Annotated in this window: 21 protein-coding genes and 5 tRNA genes; 23 read left to right on the forward strand and 3 right to left on the reverse strand. The window is 39.7% G+C overall.

The annotated features are described in order from the left end of the window. Nucleotides 1-3 precede the first annotated feature (3 nt). The 6 genes from glmM to secG all read left to right on the forward strand — a co-directional run bounded on the left by glmM (nt 4) and on the right by secG (nt 5804). On the forward strand, nt 4-1389 hold the full coding sequence (glmM, locus tag K322_RS0108120; protein WP_026626441.1) for a phosphoglucosamine mutase: 1386 nt from the start codon (nt 4-6) through the stop codon (nt 1387-1389). 127 nt (nt 1390-1516) lie between these two features. Further along, nucleotides 1517-2353 carry a 1-acyl-sn-glycerol-3-phosphate acyltransferase gene (locus tag K322_RS0108125; protein ID WP_026626442.1) on the forward strand — a complete coding sequence of 279 codons (837 nt, stop codon included), beginning with the start codon at nt 1517-1519 and terminating at the stop codon, nt 2351-2353. A 286-nt stretch (nt 2354-2639) separates the two neighbouring features. Next, nucleotides 2640-3941, forward strand: a complete 1302-nt coding sequence (locus tag K322_RS0108130; RefSeq protein WP_026626443.1) for a sigma-54 interaction domain-containing protein — start codon at nt 2640-2642, stop codon at nt 3939-3941. Next, the gene (locus tag K322_RS0108135; protein ID WP_026626444.1) at nt 3938-4444 is read left to right on the forward strand and encodes an LptE family protein; all 507 of its coding nucleotides are present in this window, start codon (nt 3938-3940) and stop codon (nt 4442-4444) included. Before K322_RS0108130 ends, K322_RS0108135 begins: the two co-directional genes overlap by 4 nt. Nucleotides 4445-4511: 67 nt before the next feature. Next, on the forward strand, nt 4512-5438 hold the full coding sequence (locus K322_RS0108140; protein WP_026626445.1) for a hypothetical protein: 927 nt from the start codon (nt 4512-4514) through the stop codon (nt 5436-5438). A 6-nt stretch (nt 5439-5444) separates the two neighbouring features. Beyond that, the gene (secG, locus tag K322_RS0108145; protein ID WP_026626446.1) at nt 5445-5804 is read left to right on the forward strand and encodes a preprotein translocase subunit SecG; all 360 of its coding nucleotides are present in this window, start codon (nt 5445-5447) and stop codon (nt 5802-5804) included. 94 nt (nt 5805-5898) lie between these two features. Here the strand turns inward: secG and K322_RS0108150 are convergent, their stop codons facing one another. The 3 genes from K322_RS0108150 to K322_RS0108160 form a co-directional block, all read right to left on the reverse strand. Continuing rightward, on the reverse strand, nt 5899-6690 hold the full coding sequence (locus tag K322_RS0108150) for a TrmH family RNA methyltransferase (RefSeq protein WP_026626447.1): 792 nt from the start codon (nt 6688-6690) through the stop codon (nt 5899-5901). Between the two features lie 161 nt (nt 6691-6851). After that, nucleotides 6852-8759 (reverse strand): choice-of-anchor J domain-containing protein, encoded by a 1908-nt coding sequence (locus K322_RS0108155; RefSeq protein WP_026626448.1) that lies wholly within the window; start codon nt 8757-8759, stop codon nt 6852-6854. Between the two features lie 21 nt (nt 8760-8780). Next, nucleotides 8781-11435, reverse strand: coding sequence for a TonB-dependent receptor (locus K322_RS0108160; RefSeq protein WP_026626449.1), 2655 nt, complete (start codon nt 11433-11435; stop codon nt 8781-8783). Between the two features lie 674 nt (nt 11436-12109). Here K322_RS0108160 and rpsU point away from each other — a divergent pair. The 17 genes from rpsU (at nt 12110) to rpoC (ending at nt 26952) form a co-directional block, all read left to right on the forward strand. After that, complete coding sequence (rpsU, locus tag K322_RS0108165) at nt 12110-12301, forward strand: 30S ribosomal protein S21 (RefSeq protein ID WP_026626450.1); 192 nt, start codon at nt 12110-12112, stop codon at nt 12299-12301. Between the two features lie 61 nt (nt 12302-12362). After that, nucleotides 12363-13247, forward strand: a complete 885-nt coding sequence (locus tag K322_RS0108170; protein ID WP_026626451.1) for a tyrosine-type recombinase/integrase — start codon at nt 12363-12365, stop codon at nt 13245-13247. Between the two features lie 34 nt (nt 13248-13281). Then, on the forward strand, nt 13282-13578 hold the full coding sequence (gene hpf, locus K322_RS0108175; protein WP_026626452.1) for a ribosome hibernation-promoting factor, HPF/YfiA family: 297 nt from the start codon (nt 13282-13284) through the stop codon (nt 13576-13578). A 294-nt stretch (nt 13579-13872) separates the two neighbouring features. Further along, nucleotides 13873-13946, forward strand: a tRNA-Thr gene (locus K322_RS0108180). A 42-nt stretch (nt 13947-13988) separates the two neighbouring features. After that, nucleotides 13989-14071, forward strand: a tRNA-Tyr gene (locus tag K322_RS0108185). Between the two features lie 6 nt (nt 14072-14077). Further along, a tRNA-Gly gene (locus K322_RS0108190) sits at nt 14078-14150 on the forward strand. A 6-nt stretch (nt 14151-14156) separates the two neighbouring features. Next, a tRNA-Thr gene (locus tag K322_RS0108195) sits at nt 14157-14228 on the forward strand. Nucleotides 14229-14344: 116 nt separating this feature from the next. Next, nucleotides 14345-15532 (forward strand): elongation factor Tu, encoded by a 1188-nt coding sequence (gene tuf / locus K322_RS0108200; RefSeq protein ID WP_026626453.1) that lies wholly within the window; start codon nt 14345-14347, stop codon nt 15530-15532. 55 nt (nt 15533-15587) lie between these two features. After that, nucleotides 15588-15660 (forward strand) — tRNA-Trp (locus tag K322_RS0108205). Between the two features lie 17 nt (nt 15661-15677). Then, nucleotides 15678-15869: a preprotein translocase subunit SecE gene (gene secE, locus K322_RS21340; RefSeq protein WP_026626454.1), complete on the forward strand. Its 192-nt coding sequence runs from the start codon at nt 15678-15680 to the stop codon at nt 15867-15869. Nucleotides 15870-15887: 18 nt separating this feature from the next. Then, nucleotides 15888-16433: a transcription termination/antitermination protein NusG gene (nusG, locus tag K322_RS0108215; RefSeq protein WP_026626455.1), complete on the forward strand. Its 546-nt coding sequence runs from the start codon at nt 15888-15890 to the stop codon at nt 16431-16433. Between the two features lie 75 nt (nt 16434-16508). Then, nucleotides 16509-16952 carry a 50S ribosomal protein L11 gene (gene rplK / locus K322_RS0108220; RefSeq protein WP_026626456.1) on the forward strand — a complete coding sequence of 148 codons (444 nt, stop codon included), beginning with the start codon at nt 16509-16511 and terminating at the stop codon, nt 16950-16952. A 17-nt stretch (nt 16953-16969) separates the two neighbouring features. Continuing rightward, on the forward strand, nt 16970-17668 hold the full coding sequence (gene rplA, locus K322_RS0108225; protein WP_026626457.1) for a 50S ribosomal protein L1: 699 nt from the start codon (nt 16970-16972) through the stop codon (nt 17666-17668). Between the two features lie 16 nt (nt 17669-17684). Continuing rightward, on the forward strand, nt 17685-18197 hold the full coding sequence (gene rplJ, locus K322_RS0108230) for a 50S ribosomal protein L10 (RefSeq protein ID WP_026626458.1): 513 nt from the start codon (nt 17685-17687) through the stop codon (nt 18195-18197). 45 nt (nt 18198-18242) lie between these two features. Further along, a complete protein-coding gene (rplL, locus tag K322_RS0108235) occupies nt 18243-18617 on the forward strand; it encodes a 50S ribosomal protein L7/L12 (RefSeq protein ID WP_026626459.1) in 375 nt (124 codons plus the stop codon). A gap of 108 nt (nt 18618-18725) precedes the next feature. Further along, nucleotides 18726-22538, forward strand: a complete 3813-nt coding sequence (gene rpoB / locus K322_RS0108240; RefSeq protein ID WP_026626460.1) for a DNA-directed RNA polymerase subunit beta — start codon at nt 18726-18728, stop codon at nt 22536-22538. A gap of 130 nt (nt 22539-22668) precedes the next feature. Continuing rightward, complete coding sequence (gene rpoC / locus K322_RS0108245) at nt 22669-26952, forward strand: DNA-directed RNA polymerase subunit beta' (RefSeq protein WP_026626461.1); 4284 nt, start codon at nt 22669-22671, stop codon at nt 26950-26952. Nucleotides 26953-26974 lie beyond the last annotated feature (22 nt).

The raw sequence follows: 26974 nt of genomic DNA on the forward strand, positions 1-26974 counted from the left end.
AGCATGTCTTTAATTAAATCTATATCAGGGATTAGAGGTACAATTGGAGGACAGATCGGCGAAGGGTTAAACCCGCTTGATACTGTCAAATTTGTATCGGCTTATGCTACATTTATCAAGAATAATACAAAAATACAAACCAATAAAATAGTTGTAGGACGTGATGCCCGTATATCGGGGAGCATGATGGAGCTGGTGGTTGTTGGTACTCTTATGGGTATCGGATTCGATGTCGTAAATATCGGTCTGGCTACAACTCCTACTACAGAGCTGGCTACAGCTATGGAGGGTGCTTGCGGAGGAATTATATTAACAGCAAGCCACAATCCGAGACAATGGAATGCTTTGAAGTTATTGAACGAAAAAGGCGAATTTCTGAATGCGGTCGAAGGGGAAGCCGTTCTCCAGATAGCGGAAGCCGGAAACTATACATATGCAGATGTGGATCATTTGGGTAAAGTGACACATAAAGACTATACCGATGCCCATATCAAAGCAGTACTCGATCTTAAATTGGTTGATGTAGAGGCAATAAAAGCTGCTGATTTTAAGGTGGCTATCGATTGTGTGAATTCTGTAGGTGGTATTGTTATACCCAAATTGCTGAAAGCTCTTGGTGTTAACCATATTATTGAATTGAATTGCGAACCGACAGGTGACTTTGCTCACAATCCTGAACCATTAGCTGAAAATCTGACTGAGATATCTGATCTGATGAAATCAGGAAAAGCAGATGTCGGTATCGTTGTTGATCCCGATGTTGACCGATTAGCTTTGGTTGATGAAAAAGGAAATATGTTTGGTGAAGAATATACTTTGGTGGCAGTTGCAGACTATGTATTGAAACATACTCCCGGAAATACTGTTTCGAATCTGAGTTCGAGCCGTGCATTGCGAGATGTAACCCGAAAATATGGAATGGAGTACAATGCTGCAGCAGTGGGTGAGGTTAACGTGACAACCAAGATGAAAGCGACCGACGCTGTCATAGGAGGCGAAGGTAACGGAGGAGTTATCTATCCGGCAAGTCATTACGGACGGGATTCATTGGTGGGTGTTGCTCTATTTCTGAGTCATCTTGCTCATGAAAAGAAAACAGTAAGCGAACTACGTGCGACTTATCCTGAGTATCATATGTCTAAACAAAAAATAGAATTGACACCTGATATTGATGTCGATGCTATTCTGTTGGCTGTGAAAGATAAATTCTCATCGTATGATGTGACTGATATCGATGGTGTTAAGATTGATTTTCCTGAAAAGTGGGTACACTTGCGCAAATCGAATACTGAGCCTATTATCCGTATATATACCGAGGCTTCTACACCAGAGCTGGCAGATGCGGCCGGTGCGGAGATTATTGAAATAATCAAAAGCCTTACAAAATAGGATAACCTAAATAGAACAAATCAGATCGGCTTGTAGCATTCTATATGTAGCAAGTCGATTTGTTGTCGTTATTATACCTGATATTTGAAAAGATTTGAATTCTTGAAAATTTGACGATAAAAGTGTAATGAAAGAAAAATTAATAAGTGCAGAAGAAATAAAAAGCATACACCCCATATTCAGAGGGCGTTTCGGGAATATACTTATCAAAATGGTAATGAGCATTACCGGACTGAATAAAGTAAATCGTGTTTACGATACCTCAAAACAATACGAGGGAGTTGCCTTTTGCGACCATTTGCTGAAAGATGTAGGCGTAAAAGTTGTAATTGAAAACAGAGAAGTTTTAGACCAGTTCAAAGATCAGGCGTTTATTACTGTATCGAATCATGCTTACGGGCATATCGACGGGATAACGGCTATTGATGTTGTTGGCTCGGTTCGTTCGGATTATAAAATGATGGTCAACTTCATTTTGGCAATGATAGACACAATGTCTATGCATTTTATTGCGGTTAATCCTTATCAAAAAGGAACGGTTTCCAACAAATCAAGTCTCGATGGTGTTAAACAATGTATAGCTCATGTGAAAGCAGGGCATCCTTTGGGCTTTTTTCCTGCAGGAGCAGTGTCTAAAACTAAGCTGAAGGGTTTGAAAATGACAGTTCGGGACAGAGAATGGCAGCCATCAGTAATTAAATTGATCAAGGGAGTTAAAGTTCCGGTTGTTCCTATGTATTTCAGTGGAAACAATTCGTGGTTCTTTAATCTTCTCGATCTGGTCGATTGGCGGTTGAGGAGTCTCCGGCTCGGACATGAAGTATATAATAAGCGGGGGAAAACAATTCATGTGCGTTTCGGTGAACCTATTATGCCGGATGAAATAGCCCGCCATACGGATCTGGATGAACTGGGCGAGTTTCTGAAAGATAAGACATATGCTTTGGCGAAAGATAGCGATTGAAATTTTTTATCTTTATAGAAAGGAGGCTCAGTCTCTCTTGTTTATAAAGCGTTCTTTCAATAATTGAAGAAATTCGGAAATAAGAAAATCAGCCAATAAAGTAACAATAGAAAAAATACATTTGGGGAGTTACTTTTGTAACCTTTTAGGTAAATGAGCTTATTCCTTTTTATTGTTTTATAACAACAAAAGAACAGAGATAAGATTACCGATTATCAGAATTTTTCTAAATTTGTTTATCTCACTTTATAAAAAGGTCTCAGGAGACCTCACTTATATTTAGATTATGGCAAAACCCGATATACAACAGGTAAAACAGCGGTTTGGAATAATAGGAAACAGTCCCGATCTGAACAGGGCTATTGATGTAGCTTTGCAAGTTGCCCCCACCGATATGTCTGTCCTTGTTACAGGAGAGAGTGGGGTGGGAAAAGAGACCTTTCCGCAGATTATACATCAGTTTAGCCGCCGTAAACACGGAACATATATAGCAGTCAATTGCGGTTCTATTCCGGAGGGAACTATCGACTCGGAGCTCTTCGGACACGAAAAAGGATCTTTTACCGGTGCGACCGGAGACCGTAAAGGATATTTCGAAGCCGCTAACGGCGGAACCTTATTTTTGGATGAAGTAGGAGAGTTACCCTTATCAACACAAGCTCGTTTGCTGCGGGTTCTGGAAACAGGTGAATATATGAAAGTCGGCTCATCTAAAGTCGAGAAAACCGATGTTCGTGTTGTTGCTGCAACCAATCTGGATATGGTAACTGCTACATCGAACGGTAAGTTCAGGGAAGATTTGTATTATAGACTCAATACCGTTCCGATACGGGTTCCGGCTTTGCGTGACCGTCAGGATGACATACCTCTTTTGTTTCGTAAATTTGCGAGCGATTGTGCCGAAAAGTACCAGATGCCTGCTATTGTCTTAAGTGAACCAGCCAAAGATATGCTCAAACATTACAGGTGGCCGGGAAATATAAGGCAGCTCAAAAATATTACCGAACAGATATCTATCATAGAGCAGGAACGTGAAATTTCGCCCGATATCCTAAAGTTATACCTTCCGGCTAATGAGGTGGGTATAGTGCCTGTCGGTACGATTAATGCCGGCGGAGGAAGTAGCGATCAGAAGTTGTTTAACAGTGAACGTGAAATTCTTTATCAGGTTTTATTCGATATGCGTAAGGATATGAACGATTTGAAAAAGGTTGTACATGATCTGGTTTCCGGTAAAATTTCGCCAAATGCCGTTGATAATGTAGCTCAGCACTTGTCGGGCTCCGAAAACGGGCTTGCTTCTGCGTCATCTATTACGGTAGTAGATAAGGATAAGAATATAGCAGTTCCGATCAAATATCCTGATGCTACTCCCTTGACACCGCGTCCGATGAAAGACGATGCTGTGGAGATAGAAGCAAATGATTTCGAAGAAGAAGCCGCTTCTCTGGAGGATGTCGAGCGTGAGATGATACGTAAAGCACTTGAGCGTCATAACGGCAAACGGAAATATGCAGCTCAGGATCTTAAAATATCGGAGAGAACATTGTACCGAAAGATTAAAGAATATAACTTAGAAAACTTATGAATAAATTTATAGCCTGCCTGCTTGTTATAGCAGCGGTGGTATCGTGCCGGGTATCTTACCAGTTTAACGGTGCATCTATCGACTACTCGAAAATTAAAACTTTGTATATAAAGAATTTTCAGAATCAAGCAGAGCGTGTTAATCCTTCTTTGGCTCCGGCATTTAATATTCAGATGAAAGATGTATTTACGCGTAATACCAAGTTGAACATCTTATCTAATGGTCCGGCTGATATAGAGATTGAAGGAGAAATCATAAGGTATGATTTGATGGGATTGGCTGTGAAAGAGAATGCTCTGGCATCTACCACCCGTTTGACTATGGCTGTGAGAGTAAGATACAGGAATAACGTAAATCCGAATGAAGATAAAGAAGAGACTTTCAGTGCATACCGTGATTTCGATTCCAGATTAGGATTATCCAGCGTTGAAGAGGGGCTTTATGATGAACTGAATAAAGAGATCGTAGATCAGATATTCAATGCTACGATGTCTAATTGGTAGATAAGTAACTGTTTAAATTTGTCAAAAAATAAATAGGTCTGAGACCTCAATTTGAAAAATACTAGCTATGAATATAAAGGATTTTTACCAGCTTGTTACTTTAGAGCGTGAACCCGAAGCCGGGATGCAGGCGCAATTGAAGTACTTGACGCAGAAATATCCTTTCTTTCAGGCGGGTATATTTACGTATGTCAAATGTCTTTATCTTGCTGATGATGAGTTGTTCAGGCCGGAACTGAAACGTCTGTCCGCTTTCGTTATAGATCGCAAGGCATTGTTCTATTATGTCATGAACAATGAATTCCGTGAGTTTGAAAAGCAAGCGGAAAAGAAACTGACTCAGGATCGTACAGATATATTGATCAACGCTTTCTTTGATACCTTGACCGACAAGGAGGATGAAGAGCGGGAGCTTGAACATGCTATTGTGAATTCGAGCATGGCGTCTCTCGATTACTTTTCGTATCTCGAATCGTCGCAGCAGGTTTCTCTCGAGGGAGATGCAAAGAGTAAGACCGATGAATTACTCGAAAATTTCGATTTTACACTTGGTGTATCAGGAGTGCCTTCTATTGAAGCATATTCTATTGATGACGAGGGGTTGACGGACGATACGGTATCTGTATCCGAAATATCAGCCGTAGAGGATATACCGGCATTCAAACATCAGGATATCATCGACAGTTTTATATCTAAAGCCGAAAACAAGGAAGATATCCGTATTAAAATAGATAAGGCTGATCTGGCAAGCCAACCGGAAGAAGAATACAGTGATGCGGATATGGATGGGAATGCAAGTGATAAGGAGTTGGATGATGATATCTTTTTTACTCAAACTCTTGCTAATATTTATATTAAGCAGAAAAAATATAATCGGGCATATGAAATTATTAAGCGTTTGAGCTTGAATTATCCCGAAAAAAACACTTACTTTGCAGACCAATTATCATTTTTGGAAAAACTGATAAAGAATTCGAATAAAAAAACAAAATAAATCATAATGGTAACTGTATTTTCAATTCTAACTATACTAGCATCTATTATATTAGTATTAGTTGTTTTAATTCAAAAATCTAAAGGAGGAGGTTTATCTTCAAACTTTTCTTCTTCAAATCAAATTATGGGTGCTCCTAAAACTGCAGACTTCCTTGAGAAAGCAACATGGTGTCTGGCCGGAGCAATCATCGTATTAAGTATGTTAAGCACTAAGTTTATTACTTACTCTGCTCAACAACCACAACAGCAAGTGCAGACTCCGGTAGATAATACTCAGGCTCCTGATATGAACTCACCACAGCCAGCGACTCTTCCGACTCCGGCTAATACAACTCCTGCACCAGTACCAGCTCCAGCAAACTAATTAAGTAGACTATCTACATAAGATATAAAAAGAGGTAAACTTTCGGGTTTGCCTCTTTTGTTATATAATGTATTGAATGATAGTTGTCTGTTGACTAAAATCCTCTTTGCCGCATTGCCTCGAATGTTATTACAGCTGTTGAAACCGAAACATTCAGAGAGTCTATCTTTCCCCTCATAGGTATCTTGATACGCTTGTCTGCATTATTGAGCCAGAAGTCTGTTAGTCCGTCGGCCTCAGTTCCCATCACAATAGCCGAAGGAGTTGTATAGTTGACATCCTGATACCATTCGGATGCTTGCAATTCTGCCGCATAGGAGGTTATGCCTTGCTGTTTAAGCCATGCCAGAGCTTCAGTTGATGAACAGACTGCTACCGGAACTGTAAATATACAACCTACACTCGACCGTATTGCATTCGGATTATACACATCAGTTTGAGGATCGCATACAATAACGGCATCTACCTGTGCTGCATCAGCAGTACGGAGTATTGCTCCGAGATTTCCGGGCTTTTCGACTGCCTCTAATATGATGATGAACGGATTGTTTTTGATTGATAAGTCGACCAGACTATGCTGTTTTGGCTTCATAAGAGCGATAAGTCCATCAGAACCTTCACGGTACGCTACTTTTTCGAATACTTGTTGAGATACTTCATACATCAGCTCTTTTCCAATAGAATCAAGCACATGAGGATAATCGGTCTTAGCAAATAATTCAGGACAGACAAATACTGAATCGGGTTTATAGCCGACTGAGAGGGCCAATGTTAATTCTCGTGCACCTTCGAGAATAAAGAGGTTCTGATCTTTGCGTTCTTTTGCTTTGCCTAGCTTTACTATATTCTTGATCCTTGTATTTTGAAGGCTTGTAATCTTTTCCATGTGCTTATACTGAGGTACTAATCTCTTCTTATGTTAATCTTAGAGCATACAAAGGAACATAAAATCCTCGCATAATCCGAATAATGATACTTAAAAAGGAGAAGGCCTATCCTTTTTCGGATAAGCCTTCTTGTCGGTATAATACCTGAATATTTGATTATTTACTTTTCTAAACCTTTAGATTCACGCTCTAAGAACTTCCAAGCCTTGGGACCTGTGCATTGGAGTGTGTATATCCAGGTTTCGGTAGTTATGGTGCTGATATGGCTCGAATATATCTTCACCTTTATTTTAGCCTTTTGTTCTACTCCATTAATCATCGGAGCTGTATCTGGGTATTTCTCTGTTAAGAATATTATAATACCTTCAATAGTACGGTCGTTACAGAACGTCTCTTTTTCAGCAGATGTTCCATTAATCGGATAAAGAGGATCTAATGTACGGTCTTTGTCACGATAGCTGACATTTGGATAATATGCACTGAATCCGTAATAAAACTCGGCATTACCTCTTGTATCCCATAACGCAGGATTATCAACAGCCTGATGAGCTTTTACATAATCAACTATGATCTGATAGTCTGACTTCTGCATCGTTTCAGCAATTGTAGGATCAAATATCCATTGTTTTACACCATTAACATTGGCAAATACAAACTGATCGGTTTTGGTTACGATAAATGTATTAGGTGTCCATGATGTGCCATCAAAGATGTATTCGTCTGCTTGATTAGAGTCTTTGGTCTTATAAACAACAACACGTGTAGCTCCTTTCTGGTCATACGGATATTTAGCTTTCAGGTATGTTGAAATATATGGAGTGGCATTATCAGTAGTCAGGTAAGTAACACCCATTGTTGTGTAATCTGACGGCTGAAGAATTTCTTTTCCTGTTGATGTTTTCCATACAGATCCATCAAATTCATAAGCAGCATATACCGTTGATGATTCTTCTACTTTCACGCCCGGTATGGCTTCGAATACTTGTACATTATCGATCTGGTAAGTAGTTGTCCTTTTAGGGGTAGATGTATCATCTCCTTGGTATCTGAATGCAATATGCACCTTTTTACCATTGAATGCGGCCAGAGATCCCATACCTGCAGCTCTTAATTTGTCATAGTCGGGGCTATCTTTATCTGTAATAAGAGATACATCAAATGATTTGGAGATATCAGTCCATTTTGCACTGTTGATATTGGTGCCATCAAAATTGTCTGAAACTAGTATCGATAAACAGTTTTCGGTGAAGTTACGGACATTGACATCAAAAGAAAGATGAGGATTATTGATTGCAGACAAGTTATATTCAGGTGAGATCATATAAATATCGTTCTTTCCTTTCGAGTTATATGAAGATGCGTTAGCAAATATATTGTTATTGTATGAACGACCTTGCCAGCTGAATGTTCCCAAAAGATCTTGAGTTTGCCATCCTTTGATAGTTACATTATCATAAGCCTTTAGTGTTTCGAAGTCCTCTTTTGCAAGAATTTTACCCACTACCGTAGCATCTACAGGTTCATCTGTCGAATATTCGTAAGTAACGTTCTTTAAATCACCTTTTTTAGCATCTTTATAACGTTCTTTTAAGATGGTCGGGATATTCTTTTCCGGAGACTTCTTAGGAGTAAAAGCCATTGGGTAAAGGTCTCCCCAAACCAATTTGTAGTCTGCGGCACTCATCTCATGCGATTTAGTAGAAAGACTTGTAACCACAGAATCTCTCTTCTCGTCATAGTTGTAAGTAATCTTGGCTTGTGAGCCTACATCCCCTGCTATATATTTTGTCTTTAGAAGGTAAGGCATAAGTTTCGATGCGGGAAGTCCTTCCGAAAATACTTTAGCCTTGTTGAATGCATCTGCTAAAGCACTGTCTGCTGCTGTTTTGTTTGCTCTTAAAGCACTTACGATAGTTGAAACATCGGCATCCTGAAATGTATATTCATATGAAGCTACATTTCCAGGTTCGGTTTTGTCTTCGAAATCGTCAAAATAGTGTTCATTGTAGTCACAAGCGTAAAACATCCCTGTGAATAATACTACAACTAGATATATATATTTTTTCATTTTATAAAAATCTTATTTAGGTTAGAATTTTACTTTCAATGATGCGGTATAAGTACGACCGAAAGCATACAAAACACCTACATTTTCCCAGCTGCTACCACCTTCAGTACGAGCATTGTAGTCCATTGCATCTGTAATGTATTCTTGGTTTAGGACATTATTTACATTACCGGTAAGTGCAGCATCTAGCGTTCCGATTTTGAACTTATAATTTACTCTGGCATCAAGTTGACCTGCACTAGGAATTTTCCAAGGACTGTAATATTTATATGTTCCTCCGGCGTTGGGCATTGTTATTTTAAAATCGGCGTAGTTGTTTGCAAAGTGTGTATAATCGAGTCCTAGAGTAAGCTTTTCGTCAAATATCTTATAACTTGCACCTAAGGCAAATGTTGTTTGAGCTGAGTTTCCTACACGTACACCTTTCATATCCACAAAGAACGATTTGTGCTCTTCTCCATCCGCCAAGGGGGTGTTGCCATCATTGGTTGCTTGACCTGTACTCATATAAGCATATCCGGTAGCTTTGCTGTCCCAGATCCAGTCTCCTAATGAAAGCATACCTGTGATTTCGAGATTGCGGATTGGTTTTGCTACAAAGTCAAGTTCAATACCTTGGTGACGGGCATTTATACCACTCATATTTACGAATGAATTAAGGTCGTTGCCTAAAGTCGAAACCATAGTTTTATTCATCCACTTAGTGTAATATACATTCAGGTTTGCTGATAAATATTTCGAACGGTATCCATATCCAACTTCAGCAGAAAACAGTTTTTCGTTGATTGCATCTTTATTAACAGAATTGCTTGTGTGGATATTGGTAAAGTACCCACCGCTCATAAATGGAGCTCGAGAAATATACCCTGTATTAAAGAATACATTGTGTTCTTCTGTCAGATTATAATTAGCTCCACCTTTAACATTGAATCCTAAGAATGTTTTAGAATCTGATTTCTGATTTTCCTTACTATAATAGTAACGATCTTTTTTCCAGTAAGTACTTCCTGATGCTGCTCCCGAGATGAATACACTTAAGGCATCTTTATTGTATTCGGCTTGCGCGAATACCCCGTTTTGAGAAACATACCCTGTATTGTCACGGTATACAATATCACCAACTTTTAATTTTTGGTTTTTATAATCATTGGACAAATTTGGCCAATTTTGATCTTTTATGTTAGCGCGTTGTGGATCGATATAAAAATCACCACCCATCAAGTCTACAATTTTACTATCATGAAGACCTGCATAGTAACGAACATCAATACCTCCGTAGAAGTCGATGTTATCACTTAGTTTAGTAGTATAAGTAGAAAGAAGTCCAGCCCAAAAATGATTGTTACGCGATTCGGTCAAAATAGCTTCTGAACCATTATCTCTCGCCTTGTTGCTGTTGAATAAATCAGTATAATCTCTATAACCTGTTGTACTTCTATAGCCCAGGTTTAGGTGTCCATTTGAAGAGTCGGTTCCATATAGACCATTGTAATTAGAACCACGCCAAGCACGTCCGGCTCCATCACCGATGGATACGTATGCAACATTTGATAAGCTTGATTTATCGTTGATTGTCCAATAGTGATTCAACGATATCTGAGGCTTATTATAGCGGTTACGGTTTGAATTAATACGTTCTCCTTGTGGTCCAAATCCGTAAGTAGGATTAAATTTATATCCATCTTTTTGTTGCGCCCATTCTTTTATTGTAAGATAGTCGCTATTATAACGTTGGTTGTGCCATTGAGGTGACCCGAAAGCTGTGAATGACAATTGGTGGTTATCGTTGATTATCTTAGAGATATTGACGAACCAAGTGTAAGCTTCGAATTCAGTACCCATAACGTATCCGTCTCCCCAGTTTTTAGAGCCAAGTAAGGTCATGGCCCAACCACTTTTTGAAAGTCCAGTCGATACACTAAATGCTAATTTATTGTAATTGTCATTACCTAGTCCGTAAGAAACGAAACCTCCTTTGGTTGTGTCTGTCGATTTGGTTACAATATTAATTGTACCCCCAACAGACGGAGCAGCTACTTTAGATGCACCAAGTCCGCGTTGTACCTGCATTGAGCGAGTTACTTCCGACAGACCTGCCCAGTTAGACCAGTAAACTCCACCCCATTCCATGTCGTTGACCGGAACGCCATTCACCATAACTGCTATGTTTGCAGATTGGAATCCACGAAGAGCTATACGAGAATCTCCGTATCCTCCCCCTTGTTTGGTGGCATATACCCCGGGAGTCGATTTTAATATTTCAGGGAATTCCTGAGAACTTAATTTGGTTTCGAGCATTTCGGGTTCGATAACCGAAATTGCTACCGGTGTTTTACGTCTGATAGCGATGGATGATGTAACTACCACATCTTTAAGTCCGATCGCATCACTTTCCATTTCTATTGTACCTAAATCGGCGGCAGCATCAAGTTTCATGCTCTTGTATCCGACATAAGTAATGTCTAGTTTGCCGGATACTGATGTAACCTTGATGATGAAAGATCCGTCAAGATCAGTTGATGTTCCGGTTTTAGCCACTTCAGAAAATACAGATACTCCGATTAGTGGTTCTTTAGTGTCTTTGTCAATTATCTTACCCTTGATCGTTGTTTGGGCAAAGGCTGAAATTGAACAAAATAAAACAGCAAAAAGCAGAAAAGATAGTTTTCTCCTCATGATAATTTCAGATAGTTTAAATATTAAATAATGTGATGATTTTGTTCTGGTCAGATTGCGGTGTAAAGAAAGTGTGTGTTCTTTACCCGTTTGAATATTTATATGTGACCATAAGCAACTCATTAGATTCAGGTTAAGACGAGATAGAATTTTCGTCGATACAGGTTTCTCATGAGAAAATGCTTCTCACAAGCAGCGCAAAGGCAAATGCCTAATAACAAAAAACAACTCAACAGGGAGAAATAACTCCACATAATAATCACTTATAGTATATAAATATGTAACAAAGGTAAGATATTTTATATTTAATAATAAATAAATCATAAAAAAAACGCCGACTGGTTAATAAATTTAACAGACAAGCTTTATGCGTATCTGGAGTCGGTTGTGATATTATTGATAAAAAAACCTCCGATTGATTTTGGTTCTGTATCGGCGTGTCGAACTGTGCAATTTTATTTATATCGAAATTTTGTTTTTATAGCTGAAAATTATATCTTTGCACTCCGAAAATGAAGGGAGGTTTTGATTAAAACTTAAATAGACATATATAAAGTTATAACCGTTCTTACATATACTAAGGTGTGTGTAGGAAATGTGATTTGCATTATATGCAGATTCACAGCTAATCAAAACAAATTTCATTTATAAAAAACGAATTAAAACAAAAAATCATGATAGTAGTTCCAATTAAAGAAGGTGAAAACATCGAAAAAGCATTAAAAAAATTCAAAAGAAAATTTGAAAAAACAGGCGTTGTAAAAGAATTACGTCGTCGTCAAGCTTTCGAAAAACCTTCAATCACAAATAGAAAGCAAAAAATACATGCTGTTTATGTACAAAAACTTCAACAAACAGAAGAATAATTAAATTTGTATTTGTAACAGTGTTTTCCTAACTTCGTCATCAACCAAAGTAATATAGGGTATGACGATTGTGGAAAAATATATAAGCTATCTCCGTTATGAGAAGAATTACTCTTCGCATACGGAGATTTCTTATTCTACAGACCTGATGCAGTTTGCGGATTATCTCGAACGTAATTATCCTGAATATGCTTTGGAAACCGTTGATGGAGATATTGTCAGGGCATGGATTATGTCGTTGATGGGGCATAAAAATACAGCCCGTTCTGTAAACCGGAAACTGAGTTCTTTGAAATCGTTTTACCGTTATCTGCAACGTATGGGGGAAATAACATCCAATCCGATGAAAAGGATTGCGGGACCCAAGGCAAAAAAGCCAATTCCTTCGTTTATTAATTACAACGATATGGAGAAAGTACTCGATATTGATGTTCCTGATGACGATTATGAAGCGTTTAGAGATAAAGTTATTCTAGAACTGTTCTATGTAACCGGTATGCGGCGAGCAGAGCTGATTGGGTTAAAAGATGTTGATATCGATTTTTTTGCAGGAAACATCCGGGTTACCGGAAAGCGTAATAAACAGCGCATTATCCCCATCAGTAAGCGGACAATCGAGCTGTTGGAGCGATATCTGGAGGTTAGATGCGAAATATTTGAGAACCAAACCGAGACTTTCTTTGTTAGAAAAGACGGAGAACCCATATATCCAATGCTGGTGCATCGTGTGGTGACAAGCCATCTCAGGTGGATACCGACTTTGACCAAGGCAAGCCCTCACGTATTGAGGCATTCGTTTGCGACAGGAATGCTAAATAACGGGGCGGATATAAATGCAGTGAAGGAATTGCTGGGGCATTCGAGCTTAGCTTCGACAGAGATTTATACACATACATCGTTTGATGAACTAAAGAAAATTTATAATAAAGCTCATCCTCGAGCATAAGTGTAAACAACCAATAATAAAGGAGGAATTTATCATGAACATTAACATTCAATCGCTGCACTTTGATGCAACTGACAAACTGAAAGAGTTTATCCAAAAGAAAGTAACTAAACTAGAAAAATATTCAGACGATATATTAACAGCCGAAGTGATACTGAAGGTGGTGAAACCTGAGACAAAGATGAATAAAGAGGCTTCAATTAAATTGAATGTGAAAAACGACGACCTGTTTGCGAGTAAGGTGGCCGAAAGTTTCGAAGAAGCAATAGATATATGTACCGAAGCTCTCGAAAAACAATTGGTAAAATATAAAGAAAAAGCAAAGAGCTAATAAGTAACAATATAAATAGGGCTGCCGGACAAGAAAAATGTCCGGCAGTTTTTTTGAAGATTAAAGAGGCCGGTATTTTAAAAATTCAGCCTTTTTTAGTGGTATATCTAAACTATTATACCTTTCTTTGTACAACCAAAAATGCGATATCCGCTAAAATGTCGCTGCGAAGAAAAATAAATTTGCAGAACTGTTGCGATTATAAAAAATAATATCTATTTTTGTCGCCGTTTCGCACAAATTACAAAGTCGAAACAGCGCTTTGTTCTCTGTAACAATGAAATATTGAAAGATGCCTCTTTAGCTCAGCTGGCCAGAGCACGTGATTTGTAATCTCGGGGTCGTTGGTTCGAATCCGACAAGAGGCTCAAAAAAATAAACAGATTAAAATCTGTTTGTAAAGAGAAAATGGGCAGTTACCAGAGTGGCCAAATGGGTCTGACTGTAACTCAGATAGCGTAAGCTTACGGTGGTTCGAATCCATCACTGCCCACTCTTTGCGGAAGTAGCTCAGTTGATAGAGCATCAGCCTTCCAAGCTGAGGGTCGCGGGTTTGAACCCCGTCTTCCGCTCTGTTCGCCAATGTAGCTCAGTGGTAGAGCACTTCCTTGGTAAGGAAGAGGTCACGGGTTCAAGTCCCGTCATGGGCTCAAAGATTGCCGATAAGCAATTTGCGTAGAGGCTAGAGTTTTTTTTGAGATGCAGTAGCATCCTGATAAACGGAAAAAATAAATAAGCAATCATTAATTAATAAGTACATTTTATTATGGCAAAAGAACATTTTAACCGGTCGAAACCACACGTAAATATCGGTACAATCGGTCACGTAGACCACGGTAAAACTACTCTTACTGCTGCCATCACAAAAGTATTGGCAGACGCAGGTCTTTCTGAAGCTAAATCTTTTGATCAAATCGATAACGCTCCTGAAGAAAAAGAACGTGGTATCACAATCAATACATCTCACGTAGAATATCAAACAGCTAACCGTCACTACGCTCACGTTGACTGTCCAGGTCACGCTGACTACGTAAAGAACATGGTTACTGGAGCAGCTCAAATGGACGGTGCTATCATCGTAGTTGCTGCAACTGATGGTCCTATGCCTCAAACTCGTGAGCACATCCTTCTAGCTCGTCAGGTAAACGTTCCTCGTCTAGTTGTTTTCATGAACAAATGCGATATCGTTGAAGACGAAGAAATGTTAGAACTAGTTGAATTGGAAATGAGAGAACTTCTTTCATTCTACGAATTCGACGGTGACAATACTCCAGTTATCCGTGGATCAGCTCTAGGAGCACTAAACGGTGTTGAACCTTGGGTAAGTCAGGTAATGGAACTTATGAATGCTGTTGATACATGGATTCCACTTCCTCCACGTGATGTTGATAAACCATTCCTTATGCCAGTTGAAGACGTATTCTCGATCACCGGTCGTGGTACAGTAGCAACAGGACGTATCGAAACTGGTATCATCAAAACAGGTGAAGAAGTTCAGATCATTGGTCTTGGATCAGAAGGTAAAAAATCAGTTGTTACAGGAGTTGAAATGTTCCGTAAGATTCTTGACGAAGGTCAAGCTGGTGACAACGTAGGTCTTCTACTTCGTGGTGTTGATAAAGAAGAAATCAAACGTGGTATGGTGATCACTCACCCAGGAAAAGTAACACCTCACACTAAATTCAAAGCTGAGGTTTATATCCTTAAGAAAGAAGAAGGTGGTCGTCACACTCCATTCCACAACAAATATCGTCCTCAGTTCTATATCCGTACATTGGACGTAACAGGTGAAATCTCTCTTCCAGAAGGAACAGATATGGTAATGCCTGGTGATAACTTGACAATTACTGTAGAACTTATCTATCCAGTAGCATGTAGCGTAGGTTTACGTTTCGCTATCCGTGAAGGTGGACGTACAGTAGGTGCTGGTCAGATCACAGAAATCGTAGAATAATTTTTATTATCTAAGATATAAAGCCTAGCCGGCTGAAATATTGCCGGCTTAATCTACGGGTTTAGCTCAGTTGGTAGAGCACTGGTCTCCAAAACCAGGTGTCGGGAGTTCGAGTCTCTCAACCCGTGCAAATCTCATTTGGATAATGAAAAAAATAATTCAATACATAAAAGATTCATATAACGAACTTGTACACAAGGTTTCTTGGCCTACCAGGGCCGAACTTACCAGTAGTGCGCTAGTTGTCATGGTTGCTTCCTTTATCATGGCATTAGTTGTGTTTGGTGTAGACTCGTTGTTTGAATGGGGCTTGAAGTATTTCTACGGCATTGTTTAATCTCCTCAATTTGTTAAAATGACTGAAATCGAAAAGAAATGGTACGTACTACGTGCTGTTAGTGGAAAAGAAAATAAGGTCAAAGAATATCTTGAGGCAGAGATGAAGAAGACCGAGTTAGGAAAATACATCTCTCAAGTTCTTATCCCTACCGAGAAAACTTATATCATGCGTAACGGAAAGAAGGTGCTTAAAGAAAAAGCGTATCTTCCTGGTTATATTCTGATAGAAGCAGCTTTGGTCGGGGAAGTTGTGCACGAACTGCGCAACATTAATTATGTTGCAGGGTTTCTTCCCGATGCAGCCAATCCACAACCATTGCGACAATCTGAGGTTAACCGCATTTTGGGAACAATGGATGAGTTGGAAGAGCAGACAGAAGAAATGGATGTTCAGTACATTGTTGGTGAAACCGTAAAGGTAACCAACGGACCATTCAACGGATTCTCCGGTATTATCGAAGAGGTAAATGCCGAGAAAAAGAAACTCAAAGTGATGGTAAAGATATTCGGACGGAAAACTCCGCTCGAATTGAATTACATGCAAGTCGAAAAAGAACAATAAATATATTTGGTTACGCATAATTATTTATTGCTCTATCTACCAGTTTTAAACAAAAACTAAAAATTTAAAACAAAAATGGCTAAAGAAATTGCTGGACAATTGAAATTACAAATTAAAGGCGGTGCAGCAAATCCATCACCTCCCGTAGGACCTGCTTTAGGTTCTAAAGGGATCAATATTATGGATTTTTGCAAGCAATTTAATGCCAGAACTCAAGACAAAGCAGGAAAGATTCTTCCAGTAGTAATTACTTACTATGCAGATAAATCTTTTGACTTTATAATCAAAAACCCTCCTGTAGCAGTACAACTTCTTGAGATCACAAAGCTTAAAAGCGGATCTGCAGAGCCAAATCGTAAAAAAGTATCTGAAATAACTTGGGAACAAGTTCGCGTTATCGCAGAAGATAAAATGAACGATTTGAACTGTTTCACAGTCGAATCAGCAATGAAGATGGTTGCCGGAACAGCTCGTAGCATGGGGATCACAGTAAAAGGGGCTTTCCCAAATAATAATTAATTAACTTCAATTGAGAAATGGGTAAACTGACAAAAAATCAAAAGTTAGCTTTCAGCAAAATTGAAGCAGGGAAATCTTATTCACTGACAGACGCATCACAACTTGTAAAAGATATTACTTCTTCGAAATTTGATGCATCTGTAGACGTAGATGTACGTCTTGGTGTTGATCCTCGTAAAGCTAACCAAATGGTGAGAGGTGTTGTATCTCTGCCACACGGAACAGGAAAGCAAGTGAGAGTTCTTGTATTATGTGCACCTGACGCTGAAGCTGCAGCTAAAGAAGCTGGAGCAGACTACGTAGGTTTGGACGAATATATCGAAAAAATAAAAGGTGGTTGGACTGATATCGATGTGATCATCACACAACCTGCTATCATGGGTAAAATCGGTGCTTTGGGACGTGTTCTAGGACCTCGCGGTCTTATGCCTAACCCTAAAAGTGGTACTGTAACTGTTGATGTTGCTAAAGCCGTGACAGAAGTGAAATCTGGTAAAATCGACTTCAAAGTAGACAAAACAGGTATTATCCATGCATCTATCGGTAAAGTATCATTTTCTGCTGATCAGATCAAAGATAATGCGAAAGAATTTATCAATACGCTTATCAAATTGAAACCTTCTTCAGCAAAAGGTACCTATGTGAAGAGTGTATTTCTTTCAAGTACTATGAGTCCGGGTATTAAAATCGACCCTAAATCAGTAGACGAAAACTAATTAAAACTACGGAATTATGAGAAAGGAAGATAAAAGCACTATTATAAGTACTATCGCTGAAACGGTAAAAGAATATGATTTCTTCTACTTGACAGATGTTTCGACTCTTAATGCTGCTAAAACTAGCGAACTAAGAGCAGAATGCTACAAGAGCGATATTAAGCTGATGGTTGTAAAAAACACCTTGTTGCAAAAAGCATTAGAATCATTAGATACAGACTTTACAGAGTTGATCCCAACTCTTAAAGGAAATACTGCTATCATGTTTACTAATACTGCTAATGCACCTGCTAAATTATTAGATAAATATAGCAAAGAAGGTATTCCTGCATTGAAAGCTGCTTACGTACAAGAAAGCTTCTATATAGGAAAAGATAACTTGAAAGCATTAGTAAATATCAAGAGCAAAGAAGAACTTCTTGGAGATGTTATCGGATTGTTACAATCTCCTATCAAGAACGTTGTATCGGCTCTACAATCTGGTGGTAACACCATTCATGGAGTACTTGAGACTCTATCTAACAGATAATTTTTTAATAAAAGAAGTAATAACAATTTTAATACATACAAAAAAATGGCAGACGTAAAAGCTATTGCTGAACAACTAGTAAATTTGACAGTTAAAGAAGTTAGCGAACTTGCTGAAGTTCTTAAATCAGAATACGGAATCGAACCAGCTGCTGCTGCTGTAGCTGTTGCTGCTCCTGCTGCTGCCGGTGCTGCTGCAGAAGAAGAAAAAACATCTTTCGATGTTGTTCTTAAATCAGCAGGTGCTAACAAACTTCAAGTTGTAAAAGCTGTTAAAGAACTTACAGGTTTAGGTTTGAAAGAAGCTAAAGATATTGTAGATGCTGCACCATCTGACCTTAAGAAAGGCGTATCTAAAGACGAAGCTGAAGCATTGAAAAAACAATTGGAAGAAGCTGGAGCTGAAATTGAACTTAAATAAAACAAGAAAATCCTGTTTATCAGGATGTTGGTTGAGAACCTTCTAATAGGAGGAGGTTCTTGACCTTTTTGCGTCAAAAGTAATTAGTTCAAAAAAATAGAGTATTCCATGTCTTCACCAACAACAAATCAAAGAGTCAACTTTGCTTCAATAAAAAATCCGCTGCATTATCCAGATTTTCTTGAAGTACAATTAAAGTCGTTTAGAGACTTTTTACAGCTTGATACACCTCCTGAAAAGAGAAAGAAAGAAGGCTTATATAAAGTTTTTGCTGAGAATTTTCCGATCGCAGACACACGTAACAACTTTGTATTAGAGTTTTTGGACTACTACATCGACCCTCCTCGTTATACTATCGAAGAGTGTATCGAAAGAGGTCTTACTTACAGTGTGCCTCTCAAGGCAAAACTTAAACTGTACTGTACCGATCCCGATCACGAGGACTTCGATACAGTGATCCAGGATGTTTATCTTGGGCTTATTCCATATATGACAGAGAAAGGTACATTTGTCATTAATGGGGCAGAACGCGTAGTGGTATCTCAGCTGCACCGTTCACCGGGTGTGTTCTTTGGACAAAGTGTACATGCCAACGGTAGCAAATTGTATTCGGCGCGTATCATCCCGTTCAAAGGATCGTGGATTGAGTTCGCTACGGATATAAACAATGTCATGTATGCATACATCGACAGAAAGAAGAAATTACCTGTAACAACATTGCTTAGAGCTATAGGCTTCGAAAGCGATAAAGACATACTTGAGATCTTTGATCTGGCTGAAGAGGTTAAAGTCAACAAGCAGAATCTGAAAAAAATCGAGGGACGCAGACTTGCAGCACGTATCCTTAAGACATGGATGGAAGATTTTGTTGACGAAGATACCGGTGAGGTAACTTCTATTGAACGTAATGAAGTAATAATCGAACGCGAAACAGTATTGGAGAAAGACCATGTCGATGCTATCATTGACTCTGGTGTAGGATCTGTACTATTACATAAAAGCTCGCAAAATGCTTCAGATTTTGCAATCATATATAATACCCTTCAAAAAGACCCCAGTAACTCAGAGATAGATGCGGTTCGCCACATCTACCGTCAGTTGCGTAGTGCAGAACCTGCCGATGATACAAGCGCACGCGAGGTTATCAACAGTTTGTTCTTCTCTGAAAAACGTTACGATCTGGGTGAAGTAGGACGTTTTAGAATCAATAAAAAACTAGGTCTGCACACTAGTGATGATACTCGTGTATTGACCAAAGAAGATATTATCGAAATCATCAAATATCTGATCGAGCTTATAAACTCGAAAACGATTGTTGATGATATCGACCACTTGAGTAACAGACGTGTACGTACTGTCGGCGAACAGCTTTACAACCAATTCGGTGTAGGTTTGAACCGTATGGCACGTATTATCCGTGAGCGTATGAACGTTCGTGACAATGAGGTGTTTACGCCTATTGACTTGATCAATGCGAAGACAATATCATCTGTTGTGAATACTTTCTTCGGAACAAATGCTCTGTCTCAGTTCATGGATCAAACCAATCCTTTGGCCGAGATTACTCACAAGCGCCGTATGTCTGCTCTTGGACCTGGTGGTCTTTCTCGTGAAAGAGCCGGTTTCGAGGTGCGTGACGTACACTATACTCACTACGGACGTTTATGTCCGATTGAGACACCCGAAGGTCCGAATATCGGTCTGATATCTTCACTTTGTGTATATGCAAAAATAAACGATCTTGGATTTATCGAAACTCCATATCGTAAAGTAACAGAAAGCAAAGTAGATTTGTCGGAAAACGGTATCATATATCTGGCAGCCGAAGAAGAAGAAGATAAAATCATAGCTCAGGGTAATGCACCTCTGAACGATGACGGATCATTCATTAACACTCGTGTTAAAGCTCGTCAGGATGCCGACTATCCGGTAGTAGGTCCAGAAGAGCTCGAATTGATGGACGTATCTCCAACACAGATTGCATCTATTGCAGCTTCATTAATTCCTTTCTTGGAACATGATGATGCTAACCGTGCATTGATGGGATCTAATATGATGCGCCAGGCAGTTCCGTTGATGCGTACTGAGTCTCCTATCGTGGGTACAGGTATCGAAGGACAATTGATTCAGGACTCACGCACACAAATCGTGGCCGAAGGTGCAGGAGAAATTGTTTATGTCGATGCCAGCACCATTAAGATTAAATATGACCGTACTGATGACGAAGAATTTGTAAGCTTCGACAGTGCGATTAAAACATATAACATCCCTAAATTCAGAAAGACTAACCAGAATACTACTATCGACTTGCGTCCTACTTGTAAGAAAGGCGCACGTGTAGTTGAAGGTGAAATTCTGACTGAAGGTTATTCTACAGAAGCTGGTGAATTGGCAATCGGTAAAAACCTGAAAGTTGCCTTCATGCCATGGAAAGGATATAACTATGAGGATGCGATTGTATTGAATGAACGAGTAGTTCGTGAAGACATGTTGACTTCTGTTCACGTAGAAGAGTTCTCTCTTGATGTACGTGATACTAAACGTGGGGTAGAAGAGCTTACTTCTGATATTCCTAACGTTAGTGAAGAAGCCACAAAAGACCTTGACGAAAGAGGTATCGTACGTATCGGAGCACGTGTTGGTCCCGGCGATATTCTTATCGGAAAGATCACTCCGAAAGGAGAATCGGATCCTTCACCCGAAGAAAAACTGCTTCGTGCTATCTTTGGTGACAAAGCCGGCGATGTGAAAGACGCTTCATTGAAAGCTTCTCCATCATTGAAAGGGGTTGTTATCGGCACTAACTTATTCTCTAAAGCAGCTAAGAAAGGTAAAACTAAACTTTCGAGCAAAGCTTTATTGCCTAAGTTGGATGAAGAGTACGAAGAAAAAATGGCTAAGCTAAAACATACTTTAGTTGAAAAGCTATTGGTACTTACTGATGGAAAGCCATCACAAGGTGTAAAAGACTATTTAAATACGGATGTAATAGCTAAAGGTGCTAAATTTACAAAATCGGCACTTGACAGCATCGATTTCGAATCTATTCAGGTTAGTAAGTGGACATCTGATGACCACAAAAATGATTTGATCAGAGATGTTATCGTTAATTACCTTCGTAAATATAAAGAGCTGGATGCAGAATTGAAACGTAAACGTTTTGATTTGACTATCGGTGATGAATTACCTTCGGGTATCGTGCAGATAGCTAAAGTGTATGTAGCTAAAAAACGTAAGATCCAGGTAGGGGATAAGATGGCAGGACGTCACGGTAACAAAGGTATCGTGTCTCGTATCGTTCGTCAGGAAGATATGCCGTTCTTACCCGATGGAACTCCTGTTGATATTGTATTGAATCCGCTGGGTGTGCCTTCTCGTATGAACTTGGGGCAGATTTTCGAAACTGTTCTTGGTTGGGCAGGACGTGAGCTTGGTGTGAAATTCGCTACTCCTATTTTCGACGGAGCCAGTCTTGATGATCTGAACTCATGGACAGACAAAGCAGGTGTACCTCGTTACGGAAAAGCTTATCTGTGTGATGGTGGAACCGGTGTTCAATTTGACCAGCCTGCAACAGTAGGTATCATCTATATGTTGAAACTGGGTCACATGGTTGAAGATAAAATGCACGCGCGTTCTATAGGGCCATATTCACTTATCACTCAACAACCTCTTGGAGGTAAGGCTCAGTTCGGGGGACAACGTTTCGGAGAGATGGAGGTTTGGGCACTTGAAGCATTCGGTGCAGCACACATCTTGCAAGAAATTCTGACTATCAAATCCGATGATGTGATGGGTCGTTCTAAAGCTTACGAAGCGATAGTGAAGGGTGAACCAATGCCACAAGCCGGTATCCCGGAATCATTGAATGTATTGCTGCATGAGATGAAAGGTTTGGGACTAAGTGTTACACTCGACTAAAATAATGAGAAAATGAGGTAATGTGCCAATCGTTTTACTGACATTGGCATATTATCACATTCAAAATATTCAGTTATTATCTCATTATCATATTGATAAATTACAATAACTCTTTATATAAAGAAAACATATGGCTTTTAGAAAAGATAGTAAAGTAAAGAGTAGCTTTTCAAAAATCACAGTAAGTCTGGCTTCTCCTGAAGAAATTCTCGAAAGCTCGAGCGGTGAAGTTTTGAAACCCGAAACTATCAACTACCGTACATACAAACCAGAACGTGATGGTCTTTTCTGTGAACGCATTTTTGGTCCGGTAAAGGACTACGAATGTCATTGCGGTAAATACAAAAGAATCCGTTACAAAGGTATCGTCTGCGACCGATGCGGTGTGGAAGTTACCGAAAAGAAAGTAAGACGTGAACGTACAGGACACATCCACTTGGTAGTGCCTGTTGCTCATATCTGGTATTTCCGTTCTCTACCAAACAAAATGGGTTATCTGTTGGGAATACCAACCAAAAAGCTTGATACTATTATTTATTACGAACGCTATGTTGTAATACAAGCCGGTATCAAAGAAGAAGATGGTATTGCTTACAAAGACCTGTTGACAGAAGAAGAATATCTGAATATTTTAGATACACTCCCAAAAGAAAATCAACTGTTGGACGATAGCGATCCTAACAAGTTTATCGCTAAAATGGGAGCAGAAGCTGTGTATGACCTTCTTTCAAGATTGAATCTTGATTCATTGGCCAACACTCTTCGTCACAGAGCAAGTACAGATACTTCGCAACAACGTAAAAACGAAGCGTTGAAACAACTTCAGGTTGTGGAAGCATTCCGTGGATCGAAAGGCAAAAACCGTCCTGAATGGATGATCGTGAAAATCGTACCTGTGATTCCACCCGAACTTCGTCCGCTTGTACCTCTTGATGGAGGTCGTTTCGCTACATCTGACTTAAATGACCTGTATCGTCGTGTTATCATTCGTAATAACCGTTTGAAACGTTTGATCGATATTAAGGCTCCGGATGTAATCTTGCGTAACGAAAAGCGTATGTTGCAGGAAGCTGTAGACTCTTTGTTCGATAACTCTCGTAAATCGAGTGCGATCAAAACAGAATCTAATCGTCCGCTTAAATCTTTGTCTGATAGCTTGAAGGGTAAACAAGGACGTTTCCGTCAAAACCTTTTGGGTAAACGTGTCGACTATTCAGCTCGTTCGGTAATTGTCGTTGGTCCAGAGTTGAAGATGCACGAATGTGGTATCCCTAAAGATATGGCAGCTGAGCTGTTCAAACCATTCGTTATCCGTAAACTGATCGAACGCGGTATCGTTAAGACTGTTAAATCGGCTAAAAAGATTGTAGACCGCAAAGAACCGGTTGTATGGGATATCCTTGAGTATGTAATGAAAGGACACCCTGTATTGCTCAACCGTGCCCCGACTCTTCACCGTTTAGGTATTCAGGCATTTCAGCCTAAGATGATCGAGGGTAAAGCTATCCAGTTGCACCCGCTTGCTTGTACGGCGTTCAATGCCGACTTCGACGGTGACCAGATGGCGGTTCACTTACCTCTTGGCAACGAGGCTATCCTCGAAGCTCAGATGTTGATGCTTGGTTCACATAATATCCTTAACCCTGCCAACGGTGCGCCTATTACCGTTCCTTCTCAGGACATGGTACTTGGTCTGTATTATATTACAAAAATACGTCCCGGAGCATTAGGTGAAGGTCTTACATTCTACGGACCCGAAGAAGCCATTATCGCATATAATGAAAAGAAAGTGGATATCCACGCTCTTATAAAAGTATATGTTCGTGACTTGGACGAAAACGGAAATGTAGCAACTATCATGCGTGAAACATCGGTAGGACGTGTAATCGTTAACGAACATACACCTATCGAAGTAGGATTTATCAATGAAGTGCTTTCTAAGAAATCGCTTCGTGATATTATCGGTAACGTAATCAAACTGGCAGGGGTTGCTAAAACAGCCGCCTTCCTTGACGACATCAAAAACTTGGGTTACCGCATGGCATTCCAGGGAGGTTTGTCGTTCAACCTTGAAGACGTTATTATTCCTGCAGAAAAAGAAACTCTGGTACAACAGGGTTATGATGAAGTTGAACAGATTATGGGTAACTATAATATGGGATTCATCACTTATAACGAACGTTATAACCAGATTATCGATACATGGACTCACGTCAACTCTAAGTTGTCAAACATCTTGATGAAACAACTTTCGGAAGACAACAAAGGGTTCAACTCTGTATATATGATGCTTGACTCGGGAGCCCGTGGTTCGAAAGAACAGATCCGTCAGTTGTCAGGTATGCGTGGTTTGATGGCTAAACCTCAGAAGAGTGGGGCAGAAGGAGCACAGATTATCGAAAACCCGATCCTTTCGAACTTTAAGGAAGGTCTTTCGGTGTTGGAGTACTTTATCTCTACCCACGGTGCTCGTAAAGGTCTTGCCGATACCGCTTTGAAAACAGCCGATGCGGGATATCTTACCCGTCGTCTTGTTGACGTATCTCAAGATGTGATCATCAACGAAGAAGACTGTGGTACATTGCGCGGACTTGTTTGTACAGAACTTAAAAATAACGAAGAAGTTATCGCTTCTCTTTACGAACGTATCCTGGGTCGTGTTTCAGTACACGATATTCAACATCCGTTGACAGGAGAAATTATCGTGGAAGCAGGTGAGCAGATAACAGAAGATACAGCGGCTATTATTCAGGAATCGCCAATCGAACGTGTCGAAATCCGTTCTGTTCTTACTTGTGAATCTAAGAAAGGTGTTTGTGCCAAGTGTTACGGACGTAACCTTGCTACCGGACGTATGGTTCAAAAAGGAGAGGCAGTTGGAGTTATCGCTGCACAGTCTATCGGTGAGCCTGGTACACAGCTTACACTTCGTACATTCCACGTCGGTGGTATCGCTTCGAACATCGCTACAGAAAACAGTGTGATTACTAAATACGATGGTATTCTTGAATTAGATGACCTTCGTGTAGTTGAAACTGTTGATGATGCAGGAAAGAAAATACAGGTGGTTGTAAGCCGTCTTGTTGAACTTCGTATCGTAGATCCTAACACTAAGATTGTATTGCTTACTCACAATATTCCTTACGGTTCTAAGCTCTACTTCAAAGATGGAGCAGCTGTGAAGAAAGGTGATGTTATCTGTGAATGGGACCCATTTAATGCGGTTATCATTACAGAAGCAACAGGTAAGATCCAATTCGAGAATGTTATAGAAAACGTTACTTATAAAGTTGAGTCGGACGAACAAACCGGATTGAAAGAAAAGATCATTATCGAATCTCGTGATAAGACTAAAGCTCCTGAGGCTCATATCTTGGACGATAAAGGCAACATCCTTAAAACATACAGTTTACCGTTGGGTGCGCACGTTATCAAAGAAGATAAGGATATGATCAAAGCCGGAGATGTTCTTGTTAAGATTCCTCGTGCGGTAGGTAAAGCGGGTGATATCACCGGAGGTCTTCCTCGTGTGACTGAGTTGTTTGAAGCTCGTAACCCATCTAACCCTGCTGTAGTATCTGAAATAGACGGTGAGGTATCGTTCGGTAAGATCAAACGTGGTAACAGAGAGGTTATTGTTACATCCAAATTGGGTGAAACCAAGAAATATCTTGTTCCGCTTTCGAAACAAATCCTTGTACAGGAAAATGACTTTATCCGTGCCGGTATGCCATTGTCAGACGGTGCTACTACTCCTTCGGATATCCTTGCTATTAAAGGACCGACAGAAGTACAGGAATATATCGTGAATGAAGTACAGGATGTTTACCGTCTGCAAGGTGTGAAAATCAACGACAAGCACTTCGAAGTTATCGTTCGTCAAATGATGCGTAAAGTAGAAGTGGTTGATCCGGGAGATACTCGTTTCCTTGAACAACAGGTAGTTGACAAACACGATGTGATGGAAGAAAACGACCGTATCTGGGGTAAAAAAGTGGTTGTAGATGCAGGAGACTCTTCTACATTCGAACCCGGACAGATTGTTACTGCACGTAAACTTCGTGACGAAAACTCTATGTTGAAACGCCGTGACCTTCGTACAGTTGAAGTTCGTGATGCAATTCCTGCAACAGCGAACCAGATCTTACAAGGTATTACACGTGCAGCACTTCAAACTACCAGCTTTATGTCGGCTGCATCGTTCCAGGAAACTACGAAAGTGTTGAATGACGCTGCTATCAATGCGAAAGTTGACCGACTTGAAGGTTTGAAAGAAAACGTAATCTGCGGACACTTGATTCCTGCCGGAACAGGTCAGAGAGAATTCGAAAAACTCGTTGTGGGTACTAAGGAAGATTTCGACCGTGTGATGGCTAACCGCAAAACGGTAGTCGATTTCGACAAAGTTGAGTAATATCTCAGAAAATCAAAATATT

It is taken from the genome of Indolivaga capnocytophagoides DSM 22835 (genome assembly GCF_000426485.1).
Lineage (GTDB): Bacteria > Bacteroidota > Bacteroidia > Bacteroidales > Dysgonomonadaceae > Dysgonomonas_A > Dysgonomonas_A capnocytophagoides.